At 45.0% G+C, this 16,000-nt stretch carries 11 protein-coding genes; 8 read left to right on the top strand and 3 right to left on the bottom strand.

The features are described 5' to 3' along the window. Positions 1–482 precede the first annotated feature (482 nt). The gene (locus J4N37_RS06600) at positions 483–1,787 is read right to left on the bottom strand and encodes a MipA/OmpV family protein (protein WP_252041973.1); all 1,305 of its coding nucleotides are present in this window, start codon (positions 1,785–1,787) and stop codon (positions 483–485) included. A 264-nt stretch (positions 1,788–2,051) separates the two neighbouring features. On the opposite strand from J4N37_RS06600, the gene J4N37_RS06595 reads away from it, so the two are divergent. The 5 genes from J4N37_RS06595 (at position 2,052) to J4N37_RS06575 (ending at position 8,026) form a co-directional block, all read left to right on the top strand. Continuing rightward, complete coding sequence (locus tag J4N37_RS06595; RefSeq protein WP_252041971.1) at positions 2,052–2,402, top strand: VC1380 family protein; 351 nt, start codon at positions 2,052–2,054, stop codon at positions 2,400–2,402. Positions 2,403–2,411: 9 nt separating this feature from the next. After that, positions 2,412–4,352 carry an alkaline phosphatase D family protein gene (locus tag J4N37_RS06590; RefSeq protein ID WP_252041970.1) on the top strand — a complete coding sequence of 647 codons (1,941 nt, stop codon included), beginning with the start codon at positions 2,412–2,414 and terminating at the stop codon, positions 4,350–4,352. Between the two features lie 143 nt (positions 4,353–4,495). Then, positions 4,496–4,936: a tellurite resistance TerB family protein gene (locus J4N37_RS06585; RefSeq protein WP_252041969.1), complete on the top strand. Its 441-nt coding sequence runs from the start codon at positions 4,496–4,498 to the stop codon at positions 4,934–4,936. 280 nt (positions 4,937–5,216) lie between these two features. After that, a complete protein-coding gene (locus tag J4N37_RS06580) occupies positions 5,217–7,709 on the top strand; it encodes a reprolysin-like metallopeptidase (protein WP_252041968.1) in 2,493 nt (830 codons plus the stop codon). Then, positions 7,706–8,026: a hypothetical protein gene (locus J4N37_RS06575; protein WP_252041966.1), complete on the top strand. Its 321-nt coding sequence runs from the start codon at positions 7,706–7,708 to the stop codon at positions 8,024–8,026. The genes J4N37_RS06580 and J4N37_RS06575 overlap by 4 nt, the downstream gene beginning before the upstream one ends. A 57-nt stretch (positions 8,027–8,083) precedes the next feature. Here J4N37_RS06575 and J4N37_RS06570 read toward each other — a convergent pair whose 3' ends face one another. Both J4N37_RS06570 and J4N37_RS06565 read right to left on the bottom strand, forming a co-directional pair. Beyond that, positions 8,084–8,614, bottom strand: coding sequence for a 3'-5' exonuclease (locus J4N37_RS06570; RefSeq protein WP_045387588.1), 531 nt, complete (start codon positions 8,612–8,614; stop codon positions 8,084–8,086). Positions 8,615–8,696: 82 nt separating this feature from the next. Further along, positions 8,697–10,238: a sensor domain-containing diguanylate cyclase gene (locus J4N37_RS06565; RefSeq protein WP_252041965.1), complete on the bottom strand. Its 1,542-nt coding sequence runs from the start codon at positions 10,236–10,238 to the stop codon at positions 8,697–8,699. A gap of 285 nt (positions 10,239–10,523) precedes the next feature. Between J4N37_RS06565 and J4N37_RS06560 the strand changes: the two genes are divergently transcribed. The 3 genes from J4N37_RS06560 to J4N37_RS06550 are packed head-to-tail and all read left to right on the top strand — an operon-like array spanning position 10,524 to position 15,986. Further along, positions 10,524–11,156: a DUF2760 domain-containing protein gene (locus J4N37_RS06560; protein WP_252041964.1), complete on the top strand. Its 633-nt coding sequence runs from the start codon at positions 10,524–10,526 to the stop codon at positions 11,154–11,156. Continuing rightward, entirely contained in the window at positions 11,156–13,120 is a 1,965-nt protein-coding gene (locus J4N37_RS06555) for an Hsp70 family protein (RefSeq protein ID WP_045401831.1), read from the top strand. Before J4N37_RS06560 ends, J4N37_RS06555 begins: the two co-directional genes overlap by 1 nt. Positions 13,121–13,175: 55 nt before the next feature. Continuing rightward, a complete protein-coding gene (locus J4N37_RS06550; RefSeq protein WP_252041963.1) occupies positions 13,176–15,986 on the top strand; it encodes an Hsp70 family protein in 2,811 nt (936 codons plus the stop codon). The last annotated feature ends 14 nt before the right edge of the window (positions 15,987–16,000 follow it).

Genomic DNA, 16,000 nt, shown 5'->3' with positions numbered 1-16,000 from the left:
ATTTGGTCGTGGCGCTTAATTAATGGCTTTAAGTGGGGAAAGAACACTCGTTAGAAATAAAAGACATAGAGATTGTATTTTCAAAATAGGCATTCATTGAAAATATCTAATTTCGCTTTAATTAATACACAAGGCAAATCAAAGCAACATTTCTACAAAACCATCAATTAAGCTAGATAGCACAAGCCTTGAGCAACTAAGGCATGGCCACCCGCCACTATTAATATCCTTGTAGATTTAAGGGTTAATAAGTTTGACCACTATCAATTTATAAATGGCACGATGCGTAATCTTATATTTCATTTTACGATTTTTTATTAATGAAACATGAATAGGTCAGAGCTAGGTAAAATAGATAATATTTACTAATTCAAATTGAATATATAAATACAAAAATAGAATACAGAAGAATAAAAATAATAATGGTTATCAATTATTGGATAATAAAAAGCCCTGTAGGATTACAGGGCTTAATAATGTATTTAGAATTCGTATTGGAAATAAATCGTGTTGTAGTTACTTCCGCCTTTAATTCTGCCAAATTGAGAGGCGTTTTCGAAGATCGCAGAGCGATGGTGTAACGAATACCCAACCCACATGTTCTCCCAATCTTTTTGGTTGAACAGGTCACCGACGTTTACATCCAATGAGAAATCGAGATAGTTGAGCAGGTTGCTTGGTGTATAGCCCTTCTCCTCCATCTCTGTCCCTTCGATATAAGTAATGTTATCGATGTAAGACATACCTTCTGCAACACCAAAACGCCATTTCGTAGGCCAATTAAAGGTGTAATACGCTTTAATCGCCATTACGTATTCAGTGCTAGAAGATTGCACGTCTGACGACCAATGGTGAACAAGACCTGGGGTTAGGTAGATATCTAGAGGTAAACCAAATAGCTCGTCTGTCAGCGGATGCCCGTAGAAGAAGGACGTCAGTTGGTTGTTGTATTCATCTTTCTCAGCATTGAACTTAAAGATGTCACCCATGTTAGAAGGCGTTGCCCAGCCATGTGCAATTCGGAGATACGGACGATTACGCAAATCTGACTTACGATCTTTGCCTTTATCATTGAAGAAACCAAAGCCAACGAATACTTCACCTTGGTAACGATCTTCCACGATTTGGCTATTGTACGCTTCACTATCCAGACGAGTGATGCTGGTTTCACCCAATAGATACAGGTTAGAAATTACGTGGTAACGTGCTTTGATACCCAAATTCGCATCAATACCCGCACCAATTTTCTCGCCTGTTACTTCATCAAACGAGTAGTAAGTACTGTTGAAATCGGCATCTTTATAACGAATGGTAAAAGAGGGTTCTAACTCCCAATCGCCCAATTCATAATTAGCAGCGATACGGTAATTAGAGTGAAATTGGAATTCGTCATCCGTCATGACTTCAAATTCTGCGCGCCAGTTTTCGTCGAAATTATAACGAATTTGGCCACCGAAATCGACACGATCCCCTTCAAACGCATTTTGAATGGACTTAGGAATATCAACAAAGCGTAAACGCATGATGGCACTGGTACGCCAGTTAGAATCGCTCTCATCAAATAAGAACACACCGCCTTCGATACCGTCGATGTACAAGTGTTCGTTTTCAAAGAACATCATTGGCACAAACGTGCTTACCGTTGAGTCATCATTGGCTGTATAAAAAGGTATCGATGCTGTACGGTACATTGCTGCAATCCCCCACTCTTGTTCTGATGAGGATAAAGCGGGCAAGGAAACAGCAGATGTTGCCAAAAGAGCCACTACTTGTGTTGTTTTCTTCATAAGGTTCCAAAGGGAAAATTGGTTGATAAAAAGCCAAACGTTCTCAGAATGCTATTTTAAGCTTATGTTATTTAAGTATTAGCCGTTACAATAATCGTAACTAATATTGCGCTAACTTCACAGGCTTTATGTCTGGTGCATTAGTAAACAAATGTGCCAAAAAGTTTTGTGGTAAAGAGTTAAGTGTTCTGTTCATTGTCAAGTGACTAGAGCGCAGTGCTTATAGAAATGCGTATAGATTAAACCCAACCTAATGAAATTAATGTGAAAGCTTCCGAACTCATCACCGTTCTTAACGATTTATCTCAACAAAACGATCCAGATATCGTAATGGGAGAATCCTGGCTACCCGAACGGTTAGTTAGTACACAATTAGATGGTGATCTTCTTTTTCTTCAATTTGATAACGCTCCAGAAGAAATACAAGGAGAGGAGGAAGGTCGCGGATTTGTTGAGCATGAAATCGATCTGATTCGCTCTCGCCTGCAACAAATTCTCGATGAAGATAGCGACAATGCTTCAAAAGCTGACGCGATGTTAGGTTTATTTCTGATGGGACATGAACTTAGCAGCTCACAAGTTATCGAAATACTCGAAGAAGATTCAGAACAATAAGGAACCGCTTTGCCAACATTGCTCAATACCAACGAACTTTCCTCCCTTCCTCTGATTGTTGCCGGTCCGATTTTAAGAAAAGTCACCGCGACGGAAGTGAACATTTGGTTGGTGACAACCCAACCTCTCGAAGGCTTGGTTGAAATCAGCGATGCTAGCACTGGTGAACAATACTATTCCCAGCCAGTATCAACAGAGCATCTATTGCAAGTTGGCGAACGCGCTTGGGTTTGTATGCTGACACTTCAAGGCAAATTTCCTACCCACAAAGCACTGCGTTATCAGCTCCATACTCAATCGGGCTTGCTAACCGAGTTGATGCCCCATCTTATCTATGGCGAAGACAAGCAAGCAGCGCAAGGTGTCGAATTTTTAATTAGCGAGAAAGCTGATTATGTACTGCACGGCTCTTGCCGTAACCCACATCATTTTAGTAAAGACACACTAGTCCAAGCAGACGCCAAGGTTGCCAGCCAGCAAATCACTGAGCGCCCTGACATGCTGCTCATGAGCGGCGACCAAATCTATGCCGATCATGTGGCGGGGCCGATGCTGGATGCCATCGAACAATTGGTAGAGCTATTAGGCTTGCCCGATGAAGAGTTCGAACAAGCGCCAATTAAAAACACGCAAGAACTGTATCAAAGTCCAGATTGCTTTTATGGCCGAGATAACATCCTGCCCCACTACGTAGATGATGGCAGTTTACTCACCAAGCTTTTCCCTCATCGGGGAACACCAATTTTCAGCTCGCGTGAATGTGAAAACCACTTAATCAGCTTTGCTGAACTGTTTGCAATGTACCTACTCGTTTGGTCTCCAGTACCTTGGACGTTAATCAATCGCGAACGTTTATTGGATAGACAATTCACGACCGGTGGAAAAGCGCTCGAGCCAAAATGGCAGCAACATTGGCGTGATGAGAAAGTCCATATCGATGCATTTATCGAAGGCTTAGATAAAGTCCAACGTTTGTTGGCACACGTCCCAACTTACATGATCTTTGATGACCATGACGTTACTGACGATTGGAACCTGACCGTTGGCTGGGAAAAGTCCGCCTATGAGAATCGCTTCTCCAATCGTATTATTGGTAACAGCTTAATTGCGTATTGGTTATGCCAAGGTTGGGGAAACGCACCAGAAAAGTTCGATGCACCTTTTATTCAACATGCACGCCGTTACTTTGATGAACTAACGCCTGAATCTCAAGACGACTTCATCCAATACTTATATCGATTCGAAGACTGGCACTATACCATCCACACTTCACCCAAAGTGGTGGTGCTAGATACCCGAACTCGTCGTTGGCGCTCGGAATCACGCATGAACAAACCATCTGGCTTGATGGATTGGGAAGCCTTGATCGAGTTCCAGCAAGAACTGATGCATCAAGACAAAGTGATCGTCGTCTCGGCTGCGCCAATGTTCGGTGTAAAATTTATTGAAACACTGCAACGCATCATGACCAGCTGTGGCCAACCGCTGCTGATTGACGCAGAAAACTGGATGGCTCATCCGGGCAGTGCGAATACCTTAATCAGTATTTTCACTCACACTAAAACGCCGACCAACTTTGTGATTCTTTCCGGAGATGTACACTACTCTTTCGCGTACGACATCAAACTGCGTTTTCGCCGCAATAGTCCGAACATCTACCAAATCACCTGTAGCGGGATTAAGAACCAATTTCCTGCTCAATTGCTGTCAGCTTGTGATGCGATGGACAGACTTTTGTACAGCCCCCGCTCACCGTTGAACTGGTTTACTAAACGTAAGCGTCTGAAAATTTTTAAACGAGCCCCAAGTAATCACAACTTCTATCGATTAGTAAATCAAAGCGCAATTGGTGAACTGAGATTAGATGAAAATGGTAAGCCAAGTAATATCAGTATTTTAACTGGTGAAGGTGATTCAATACATTTCCCGCCTACAAAGGTTGAGGAATAAATCCGCTTTTTGGCGGTCAAATACTGTATTGAGCAAAAATGTCATCTCAATCGTATGAGATCTTGATCAAATTCAATCAAGACCTTGAGATTTGCTCAAACCATTACCATCTTAAATTAATAGATAACAGCTTGGTGCTCAACATGTTTAATTCGCTTACTTCATTATTTAAACAACTTATAGAAGGCTCGGACCTTAGCCAATCCAACACACTGTCACCCAATATGGCGATAGCATGTTTGCTTTGTGAAGTAGCTGGTGCGGACCATCAAATCGATGAAAGAGAGCAAGCAACCAAACGCTCTTTGATCATGAAATTGCTTTCCCTAACAGAAGAAGAGACCGACACCCTACTGAATCAGGCTCAAAACAGATCGAGTGAGTCGACTTCCCTTTATGACTTTACGTCTCAACTGCGCGAGCTTTCACAAGAAACTCGCTATGAGCTTATCAAAAGTATGTGGGAAGTGGCGTACGCTGACGGTGAAATTGATCCATTGGAAGATGCCGTGATTCGCAAAACAGCAGAGCTGCTCTATGTCGACCATAGTGAGTTCATTCGTGCAAAACTTTCCGCGAATTAGCACACGGCTAAACATCTTTAAAGCTAAACGTCTTTAAAGCTAATCAAAACAAGAGAAAACGCCCTTATTAGGCAGCTAAAAGTGACCAATTTTTCATTGAACCTACGGCAGCAACATTGTTTTTAGCTGCTACTATTCTGTAAGCACATTAAATAGGGAAAAATCTAGAACTCGATTACGTAAATCACTGGTTGTATTTATAAATTATTGATCATTCGCCGCATCTATAATACTTTCGTTAGACATTTAACTCATACAATACATACATCAGAGAATGGTAATGAAGTACAACAAGTTAGTCGGCGCAATATCCCTGTCATTGATGTTCAGTGCGGATGCCTTATCCAACGATCTTTGGCAGTCTGTTTTTTCCGAAAGATCAACAAGTAGCAAATCATCAACGACCTTTGCCGTTGATGCGGGCAAGTTAAAAAGTCACTTTGCAAATGGTCAAGCTAGGAGTGATTTAACGCTTCAGGTGCCTTTACCTAATGGAGAGCTGATTGACTTTGTTTTAGCCTACGACTCCATTCTCTCACCTGAGATGCAGGCAAAATATCCAGAGTTAAGAACGTACACTGGCCATGCCGTTGGTGATACCAGTATACAAGGCCGATTCGATTACACGCCGAAAGGGTTTCACGGCATGTTTCTCCACAATGGCGAGTATGTTTATGTGGAACCAAAGCCTGATGGTTCAGGCCACTATGTGTCTTATAACCACAAACTCTCTAGCCCATTCCAGGATCAGGTTTTAGAGAATAACCAAGCAAAAACGGCGCAAAATCGGCTTGCTTCCCGCGAAAATATTGAGTCACGTACTTACAGGCTGATCGTCTCTGCTACTGGTGAATACTCACGATATCATGGTGGAACAGAATCCTTGACTCGCTCTGCGATCACGACAGCCATCAACCGAGTAAATCAGGTATATAAATCAGACTTAGCCGTGCAGCTTGAGCTAGTGAATTTCAATATATATACCAATGCAGCGACGGACCCGTTTACCGACTCTGATGCAGGGATCGACATTGATCGCAACCATGATGATCTGACGAGGAAGTTTGGTAGTGACGCATTCGATATTGGTCATATCTTTACCACTGGTGGGGGTGGTTTGGCCGCACTAGGCTCAGTATGTGATGATTTTAGGAAAGGGGCAGGTGTCACAGGCAGTGACGTCCCGGAAACCGATGCATTTTATATTGACTATGTTGCCCATGAACTCGGTCACCAGTTTGGTGCAAACCACACATTCAACGGCAATATGTGGAATTGCGAAGGTTCAAACCGCAACAATCCAACCGCTTTCGAGCCCGGAAGTGGTAGCACGATCATGGGATATGCTGGTATCTGTGGCGATGATGATTTACAAGGTAACTCAGATGCCTACTTCCATGCCGCCAGTATCAAAGAGATCAACGACTATCTTGCAACTCAAAGCTGTGGAACCGTAAATACTTCCGCAACCAAAGTACCCGAAGTCAACGCAGGTAGCGACTATACCGTTCCAGCCAGTACACCTCTGGTACTAACTGGCTCAGCAACGGGCACTGGCAGTCTGACTTATGTATGGGAGCAGATGGACTCTGGTACGGGCTCCTCAAATTTGACGAACGATTATGGCAGCGGCCCTCTATTTCGTTCTTGGATGCCAACAGCCGAGCCTACGCGTTATCTACCAAGGTTGGAAGATGTGGTGGATGGTACACTGACAAAAGGTGAAACATACGCGACAACCAGCCGAGATTTAAACTTCAGGCTCACAGTAAGAGATGGTAATGGTGGTGTGTCGAGTGATGATACTTTGGTAACAGTCGATCGTAACAGCGGACCTTTTGTTGTGATCACACCTACAGCAGGCTCAACAATATTGGGGAGTTCAAATATCGAATGGGACGTAGCTGGCACAGCTCAATCCCCGATAAACTGTTCTGCCGTTGATATCCGACTATCAACCGATGGCGGTGTGACATTCGATCAAACCTTACTCTCTGCGACCAATAATGATGGTTTGGAATCGGTAAGCTTCCCTGCTCAAGCGTCTAACAATGCACGTTTGATGATCCAATGTAGTGACAATATCTTCTTTGCTGTTTCGAAAGGTTTCTCAGTTGCGGTACCAGAAAAAGTAAGAGCGGTTGATGATGCTTACGCGATTACTCAAGGCAGCGCTCAAACATCATTCAACGTACTTAATAACGATAAAGGTGAAGGCACACTTAAGATCACTGCAGTTAACTACAGTGGTGCAGGTATGGTTTCTCATACAGATACAGTGATCAACTACCAACCTCAAGCGAGCTTTGTTGGGAGTGAAACCATCACTTATTCAATCCTTGATGGTGCTAACCAAACGTCGACAGGAACACTGACAGTTACTGTTAACTCCAACACGGCCGAGATTTCAGCACTAAATGACAGCTATGATCTTGACCACAATAGCTCAGCAACAGTACTCGATGTATTAGCGAATGATGCGGGGCAAGGTACATTAACGATTAGTGCAATACATTACACTGGTAGTGGCTCAGTCATTAACTCAGGAACAGAAGTCAGCTATCAACCTGCACAAGGCTTCTCGGGTATTGATTCATTTACCTACACGATCACCGACGAGACATCTCAAACGGTTACCGCAATGGTAACAATCAATGTTGCGACAAAGCCGAGCACTGGTGGTGGTTCATCATCTTCAAGCAGCAGCGGCGGTAGCTTAAACTGGTTCAGTTTACTCATGCTTGCAGCATTTTGGGTGAGGAGAAATAAATGATTAAAGTAATTCTTCCCTTTGCTCTGGTTGCCATGACTGGTTGTGCTGCCGAGAAGCAAGTAGAAGCGGATACACAGAAAGCGCTCAACACGGAAGATTACCGTCTTTTTCAGGTGCCTGGACGTGGTAATGTTCTTCCGGGTATAGAGACTGAAGAAAGAGCGTTCGCTGCTAAGTTATGCGGGGTAAAAATCATCCAAGGAATAAGTGATACCGTAAGAGATGATGAAGAGTTAGAAAAACGTAAGCTTTTAACCCAATATGCCGCGGAATATAACCTGAAAATGTATCCAAAGTGCAAAAAAGCTAAGCAGTAAAATGCAATTTAATCACTTCAAATAGAAAAGGGAGCTCATCGCTCCCTTTTTAGATCTCTATAGCATGGTCAGTGCAAGTTTCGCTAAGTTATAAGCGTCCACATAACCGGAGTGCTGGCGACCTTCCCACTCAATCCCTTTTGCTTCTTGTGCAGCTTTATGGCCAATGCGCTTGTCTTTCAGGCGATTTTGAATTCGGTACAAGGTAGCGAGGTTGATGAACTCAGTGAATGGAGCATCAATGCCCTTCTGTTCGCACTCTTCAAGCAGGATAAGATCATCACGCCCCCAAGAAGCGTAGATCTTGTTACGACCACCGAAGTTCTTCAACATCGACTTAAGCACTTCTTCTAGAGGTCGGCCCTGCTTTTCAATCTTACGAGGGGTAATGCCGGTTAACTCAACACAAAATAGTGAAACCTCATCATGTTCCGGTTTCACGTAGTATTGTGCGCGCTTGACGATTTCGCCTTTAGACAAATCTATTTCCGCTAGACCTACTTCGATGATCTCTCCAGTGCGGCCAACGCCGTTCTCACTCCAACAGCACATTTCTAAATCAAAGCACACGACACGGTTATGATTCATAGTTTGTCTTGATTCCTAGCGTAAATTTGAAAGCGATGGATTCTACCGTAACCAATATCAAAACTCGAACTTGCTCGCTGAATTAATCAGCAATCGACACTAAGTTTCGTCCATTTTTCTTACTAAGGTAGAGTTGTACATCCATTTTTTGAAAAAGAGCTTCCGGATCTTCACCATCATGAAGTGCAGCACCGATACTGAGAGAACACAACACGATACTCTCTGAATACTCCATTGGTGAACTTGCAACGACACCACGAAGTTTTTCAAGATAAGCTTCCAAACTCGGTTTATCCGTCACGCGACTAAGAATACAAAACTCATCACCGCCGGAACGGTAAAATCTATCACCTTTGTTCAAATTAGCAGAGACAAGCTTAGTCACATGAATTAACGCTTCATCACCAACCAAATGGCCGTGCTTGTCGTTAATCTGCTTGAAACAATCGATATCAAAACCAATTAAGGTAAAGCCAACGCCGTCATTAATGAAATGCAGCAAGTGATCATTAAAAGCTCGTCGGTTATATAAGTGTGTAAGAGGATCACGCTCTGCCATCGATGTTAACTCACGAGTTTTGGCTTCTAACATCTTCGCAAGACGCTCCTTCTCGCGGGATTGTAAGTTAACAATGTAAGCGACAAGGACAGAAATAATAAGACCACCAAAGGCGATACCATAAAGTACTGAGCGATCCCAAGGAGAAACCATATCCGTTAATTTGAATTCAATTAACCAATCTCGATTAGGAAGCTGTATGGTCTTCTTAATGATAGCGCCATCGTGCGAATCCCAATCTTCGCTTTGAAACAGCACCGGATCATCGTATGCGTCAAAACCAAGATCGCTTACTTTCACTAGCATCTCTAGTTCGGTCGCCGTTTTAGTGATCAAATCATCGAAATAAACAGTACTACGCACTACCCCGACAACAACCCCTAGCAGGTCCTTGCTTTCCTGCTCGAAAACTGGGTGATAGACCAAGAGCCCTGTTTTATCTAACGAACGGTCATAGCCATCTTGTAAAAGGCGAACTTTATCTGAAATGTTAGCCCCACCACTGGCAATGATGTCTTCCAGAATCAAATCAAACCTTAGCCTCGAGGAATAGAAGCCAAGTAAATCGATATTTGATTGTGTTCTAGGGTAAATATCAGAAGCGATATAAACAGGTTTGTCATCAGGAAGAATGTAACCGAAGGTCTTGGGCTGATCTTTTGGAACCGTAAACACCTCAAAATTCGGGAACGTTTTTCGCACTTGCTTTACATGTTCAGGTAGCTGTTGAGGCGTGACTTTTTGCATCCACTGCAGACCGATTAAGCTCGGAGAGCTATCGATAACTTGGCGAGCAAAAATAGGAAATCTGTCCCAGTGCTTTTTGTCTATCGAATGAAAGAAATTAGCGCCAGAACCAATGAAGGCCAAATCAGTTTTTACGTAAGTTTTTAAAGACTCAGCTTGTCTCTGAGCTAAGCTATCAAAAATGGTAACTGTGTACTTTTGCTGAATCACATAGGCGACGAAAACAAATACCCATGTAATGATCACGGACGCACCAAAGGCAGACAATGTTGCTTTGTAGCGAGAGAAAAAAGGTTCTTGAAGTGTATTTCTAGTCATGCCCCATCCACGTCAAAAGCGTGTTTAACGTCGTTTGCTGTACGATACTGCGCCAGAGGTGTGTAAACATCAAGCAACATTGCACTTATCTATATCTAATCGTTGATTTTTCATGCTAATCATGCGGTATATTCACGAATTATTACAGTCTTAAGCCTTGAATATGCTACCATCCACCATCATTTTAGTGTCTAAACTTGGTGCAGGTCGCAAAGCCGATCTCTTTAGTAAACATGTGTGAGCCAATACTAAGCGCCAATAAATCAATAGAAAGAGAAAAATGTCATGAACATTGATTTGAACACATTCCTTTCAGCTTTCGATATGCTTCACGTAGGTCTAGCGGCTTTGAGCGTTTTGCTTCTTCTGATCGCAGTATCTCGTAAATCTAAAGTGATTGAGAAAGTGGTAGAAAAACCGGTCGAGAAAATCGTCGAGGTTGAGAAGCCAGTCGAGAAGATTGTTGAAGTAGAAAAAGTAGTGGAAGTAGAGAAAGTCGTAGAGCGCGTTGTAGAAGTTGAATCAAAACTTGCAACAGCGTCAACGGACTCTGCAATGCAGCTGCTTTCTATCATGCAACAAGAAGCTCGTCTGATTGACTTCCTAAAAGAAGACCTAACGTCATTCTCTGATGAAGAAGTAGGCGCAGCTGCTCGCGTAATCCACACTGGCGGTCAGAAAGTACTGAACGACTACGTGACGCTAGCGCACGTTCGTAACGAAGACGAAGAAACTCGCGTTACGGTTGAAGAAGGCTTCAACCCACAAGAAATCCGCCTAACTGGCAACGTAACAGGCAGCGCGCCATTCAACGGCACGCTAGTTCACAAAGGGTGGAAAGCAACATCAATGACGTTGCCTAAACTGGCTGAGAACTACGATGCATCTGTGATCGCTCCAGCTGAGGTTGAGCTGTAATGGAACACATGAACCAAGAAAACCATTCTCAAGAAGCGTCTGTTGAAACTCAACAGACGCCAAAATTCAGTGTTGGTATCGACTTAGGTACAACACACTGTGTCATGTCTTTTGTTGATACTCACGACGAAGACGCTCGCGTTGAAGTAATGCCTATCCCGCAACTTACTGCGCCGGGCACGGTAGAGACTCGCAGCCAATTAGGCTCTTTCCTTTACCAGCCGCACGAACACGAAATGAACCCGCAATCACGCGTACTTCCATGGTCGAGCGAGCCAAAAGCTCTAGTTGGTGCAATTGCACGTAACCTAGGTTCAAAAACACCGATTCGCCTTGTTGCAAGTGCGAAATCTTGGCTTTGCCACGCTGGTGTAAACCGTCGTGATGCCTTCCTACCAGCAGGTAGCCCAGAAGAAGTGGAAAAAGTATCTCCTCTTCGTGCGACAGAGCTTTACCTAGAGCACCTAAAAGACGCTTGGAATCACACGAATCCAAATCACAACCTTGCCGATCAAGACGTAACTATTACAGTTCCTGCTTCTTTTGATCCTGCAGCTCGCGATCTAACTGCAGAAGCAGCACGCAACGTTGGTTTTGTGCACCTAACGCTTCTAGAAGAGCCACAAGCTGCGCTTTACAACTGGATCGATAACAGCAACGACAAATGGCGCGACGAAGTTGAAGTTGGCGACATCGTGCTTGTAGTCGATATCGGTGGTGGTACAACCGACCTTTCTTTGGTTGAAGTAACTGAAGATGACGGCAACCTAACTCTGAACCGTATCGCGGTAGGTGAACACATCCTACTTGGCGGTGACAACATGGATCTTGCGCTTGCATACCGCTTGAAAATGAAGCTAGCGCAAGAAGGCAAAGAGCTACAGCCATGGCAAGTTCAGGCAATGACACACGCATGTCGCGACGCGAAAGAAGCGCTATTGAACGACAGTGAACTTCAGTCAGTGCCAATCGTAGTACCAAGCCGTGGTTCTAAACTGCTTGGCGCAACGCTGAAAACAGAACTGACTCAAGAAGAAGTACAACAAACACTGGTTGACGGCTTCTTCCCTCAAGTTGCGATTACTGACCACCCTGTTCAACGTAACCGTGGTGCACTAACGCAAATGGGTCTGCCTTACGCACAAGATGCAGGCATTACTCGTCACATCGCTGCGTTCTTGTCTAAACAAGCTAATGCCCTTTCTGCTTCAGGAAATGGCGCAGAAGCAGCCGCTCAAGATTTCAACCCATTCGCTAACATGCCTGGTATGCCAGGTGCGGATGCAGCGCAATCGGCTGACTTCATCAAGCCAACCGCAATCCTATTCAACGGTGGTGTTCTGAAATCGAAACTTCTAGCAACTCGTCTAGAAGACACGATCAACGAATGGTTAATTGAAGCAGATGCTGAAATGGCGAAACGCCTAACAGGTGTGGATCTAGACCTTGCAGTTGCTAGCGGTGCGGCTTACTACGGCTCTGTTCGTCGTGGTCAAGGTGTTCGTATCCGTGGTGGTATTGCTTCTGCGTACTACGTGGGTATCGAAAGTGCAATGCCAGCGATTCCGGGCATGGCGCCTCCAATGGAAGCACTGTGTGTTGCACCATTTGGTATGGAAGAAGGTTCCAGCGTTGACGTACCAAGCCAAGAGTTTGGTTTGATCATCGGTCAGCCGGTTAACTTCCAATTCTTCGGCTCAACGGTTCGTCGTGATGACCTAGCAGGTACTCACCTAGACTACTGGGCACCAGAAGAGCTTGAAGAGCTCCCAGAAATTCAAGTAACGCTGCCTGTATCTGAAGGTCGTCGTGAAGGTGAAGTGGTTCCGGTAACCCTAGCCTCTCGCGTCACAGAGCTTGGTACGCTTTACTTAGAAGCCATTGCCGCTGATAACGGTCAAAAATGGCATGTTGAGTTCGATGTACGCGAAGACGCGAAAAGCAACTCAAACGAAGAAGAATAAATAGAAATCAAACGGCATCCAATCGGGTGCCGTTTTTAAATACACGAAGGTTTGTATGGCATCTCCTCGTTTTCTTGTTGGTATTGACCTTGGCACCACAAACACTGTGGTGGCGTATTGTGAAATCACCGACAACCTTGAACAATCCGAAGTATCCCTATTCGACATCGACCAATTGATTGGTCCGGGTGAAGTGGTTCGTAAACCATTGCTGCCCTCTTTCCGTTATCACCCTGCGGTTGGTCAAATCTCCCCTTCTGACCTAACACTCCCTTGGGAAAACGAACCTGTATCTGGCGACATTAGTAATGTGATCGTGGGTGAATGGGCTCGTGAATTAGGCGCTAAGGTGGAAGGACGTCAGGTATCCAGTGCTAAAAGCTGGCTATCACACCAAGCAGTGGATCGTAGCTCTGATATTCTTCCTTGGGCTGGTGCGCAAGACGTAGATAAAGTATCTCCCGTCATTGCCAGCGCAAGCTACCTCAACCACATTCGCCAAGCATGGAACTACCGTCATCCTAGCAATAAGTTAGAAGACCAAGATGTCGTTGTAACCGTTCCAGCGTCGTTCGATGAAACCGCTCGTAAGCTCACGCTTGAAGCGGCTGAGCTGGCAGGCTTAAAGAAAATCGTCCTGCTCGAAGAGCCACAAGCCGTATGTTACGACTGGTACGCACGCCACCAGCAAACCGCAGCTGATGAACTCAAAGAGTTACCGCTGATTCTGGTATGTGATGTGGGCGGTGGTACTACCGACTTGAGCTTGATTGAAGCCAGTTTCTCTTCTCAAGATGAACTAGCCCTTGACCGTATTGGTGTTGGCGAGCACTTGATGCTGGGCGGTGACAACCTCGACTTAGCATTAGCACATCTTGCAGAGAGCCGTTTCAATCAAAGTAAGAAGCTCACTGCTGCAAGCCTGACTAAGCTGATTCAGCAAACTCGTAAGGCGAAAGAAAACCTACTTTCAGCAAGTGCACCTGAAGAAGTGAAGATCACCATGCTGGGCAGCGGCTCGAAACTTCTTGGCGGAACAAAGAGTATTGGGCTGAGCAAACAAGAAGTGCACCAAATCGCTTTGGATGGCTTCTTCCCGCTTTCTGATTTCAGTGAAGTACCAGACAAACGCCGCAGCGCCGTTGTCGAGTTTGGTCTTCCATACGTTGCTGACCCAGCAGTGAGCAAACACGTTGCCGAGTTCTTAACGACTCATCAGCAAGTGTCTCGTGCCGCTCTTGGCATTGAAGACGACAAACAAAATGCAATTCCAGTCGGTTTGCTACTCAACGGTGGTGTGTTCAACAGTGAGCTTGTGACTGAGCGTGTCACTACCCTACTGTCTGATTGGCGCGGCGCTCCGGTTACGGTATTAGATAACCCACATCCAGATTGGTCGGTTGCACTAGGTGCCGTTGCCTTTGGTAAAGCACGTCGTGGTGCACAGCTTAAAATTGGTGGTGGTGCAGCGCGTTCTTACTTCTTGCATCTTCAAGAAAAGAACAAGATGGGTAAAGCGCTCTGTTTGCTTGCAAAAGGTACAGAAGAAGGTCATGAGATCCGCTTAAGTGGTCGTCGTTTCTCGCTTACCCTAGGTGAACCCGTTCGCTTTAACCTGCTGACGTCTACCCACGACACCTTAACCAATAACACCGCCATTCAAAACGGTGTGATGGTGGACGTTGATCCTGACTTATTTGCCCCTCTTCCGCCTTATATCACCACCCTTGAAGGTGAAGGTGCCGAACTGCAAGCCAACCAAAAAGAGCGCGTAGAAGTACAACTGGCATGTCAGTTGACTGAAGTCGGCACACTTAAGATGGAATGTGTCAGCGCAGAAGATGACAGCAAACGTTGGGAACTGGAGTTCGAAGTTCGTAACAAGCAAACCGACGACAGCGAGCAAGTTAAGCTTCACCCTAAACTGAATGAATGTAAGGAGCTGATCGCTCGCCTTTACAGCGGTAACAAGAAAAGCGCAGAAAGCAAAGAGATTAAAACCTTAGCCAAAGATCTTGAGAAAAAACTGGGCAAACGTGACGAGTGGGATTTCACTACCCTACGTCAACTTTTTGATACCTTTGCGCAAGGTCGTAAGCGTCGCCGTCGTTCTGAACAACACGAGAAAAACTGGCTTCGTTTGGCTGGCTTTGCACTGCGTCCAGGTTTTGGCGATCCAACCGACTCATGGCGCATTGAACAAGTTTGGGGTCTCTACCAGCAAAACATTCAGTTTAAGAACCATCAAGGTTGGACCGACTGGTGGGTGTTCTGGCGTCGTATCGCAGGTGGTTTAAGCCAAGAGCAACAAGAGACTATCTTGGCGGACATCGCGAAATACCTACACCCTGGCGCGATGAAAAACCCACAATCCGTCAAAGCAGCGCAAGACATGGGTTACGAGTCGATGGTTCGCTTGTCTGCCTCTCTAGAGCATCTAGAAGTCGAAGACAAAGTTCTATTGGCTACGTGGTTCTTGAGCAAAGCCATCAACCATAACCAGTTCGAACAAGCACACTGGTGGGCAATGGGTCGCTTGGCATCACGTACGCCTTTATATGGCAGTCAGCATAACGTCGTTCCTCGTGAACAAGCGGAACAGTGGTTGCCTAAGCTGCTAGAGCAGAACTGGCAGAAAGAGCCAATGATCGCTTTCGCAGCCGTAATGATTTGTCGTAAGACGGGCGACCGCCTATTCGATATCTCAGACGACTACCGTGAGCAGGTACTGGCTAAGTTGAAGCAAAGCAAGTTACCTGAATCTTGGGTATCACTGGTTGAAGAAGTCAAAGAGCTATCTGAGAGCGAATCGAAGCGTATCTTCGGTGATGCACTACCAAGCGGTCTGACACTGGTAAATAACTAGGCTCTCACGCTTAT

This window comes from Vibrio sp. SCSIO 43153, from assembly GCF_023716625.1.
Lineage (GTDB): Bacteria > Pseudomonadota > Gammaproteobacteria > Enterobacterales > Vibrionaceae > Vibrio > Vibrio rotiferianus.
Note: the sequence above shows the minus strand (reverse complement) of the source record. Positions and strands in the feature narration are given on the sequence as shown.

Bases quoted from the DNA above. Each gene is read 5' to 3' on its own strand.
- J4N37_RS06600 (WP_252041973.1), bottom strand. From the start codon at position 1,787: ATGAAGAAAACAACACAAGTAGTGGCTCTTTTGGCAACATCTGCTGTT.
- J4N37_RS06585 (WP_252041969.1), top strand. From the start codon at position 4,496: ATGTTTAATTCGCTTACTTCATTATTTAAACAACTTATAGAAGGCTCG.
- J4N37_RS06580 (WP_252041968.1), top strand. From the start codon at position 5,217: ATGAAGTACAACAAGTTAGTCGGCGCAATATCCCTGTCATTGATGTTC.
- J4N37_RS06575 (WP_252041966.1), top strand. From the start codon at position 7,706: ATGATTAAAGTAATTCTTCCCTTTGCTCTGGTTGCCATGACTGGTTGT.
- J4N37_RS06570 (WP_045387588.1), bottom strand. From the start codon at position 8,614: ATGAATCATAACCGTGTCGTGTGCTTTGATTTAGAAATGTGCTGTTGG.
- J4N37_RS06565 (WP_252041965.1), bottom strand. From the start codon at position 10,238: ATGACTAGAAATACACTTCAAGAACCTTTTTTCTCTCGCTACAAAGCA.
- J4N37_RS06560 (WP_252041964.1), top strand. From the start codon at position 10,524: ATGAACATTGATTTGAACACATTCCTTTCAGCTTTCGATATGCTTCAC.
- J4N37_RS06555 (WP_045401831.1), top strand. From the start codon at position 11,156: ATGGAACACATGAACCAAGAAAACCATTCTCAAGAAGCGTCTGTTGAA.
- J4N37_RS06550 (WP_252041963.1), top strand. From the start codon at position 13,176: ATGGCATCTCCTCGTTTTCTTGTTGGTATTGACCTTGGCACCACAAAC.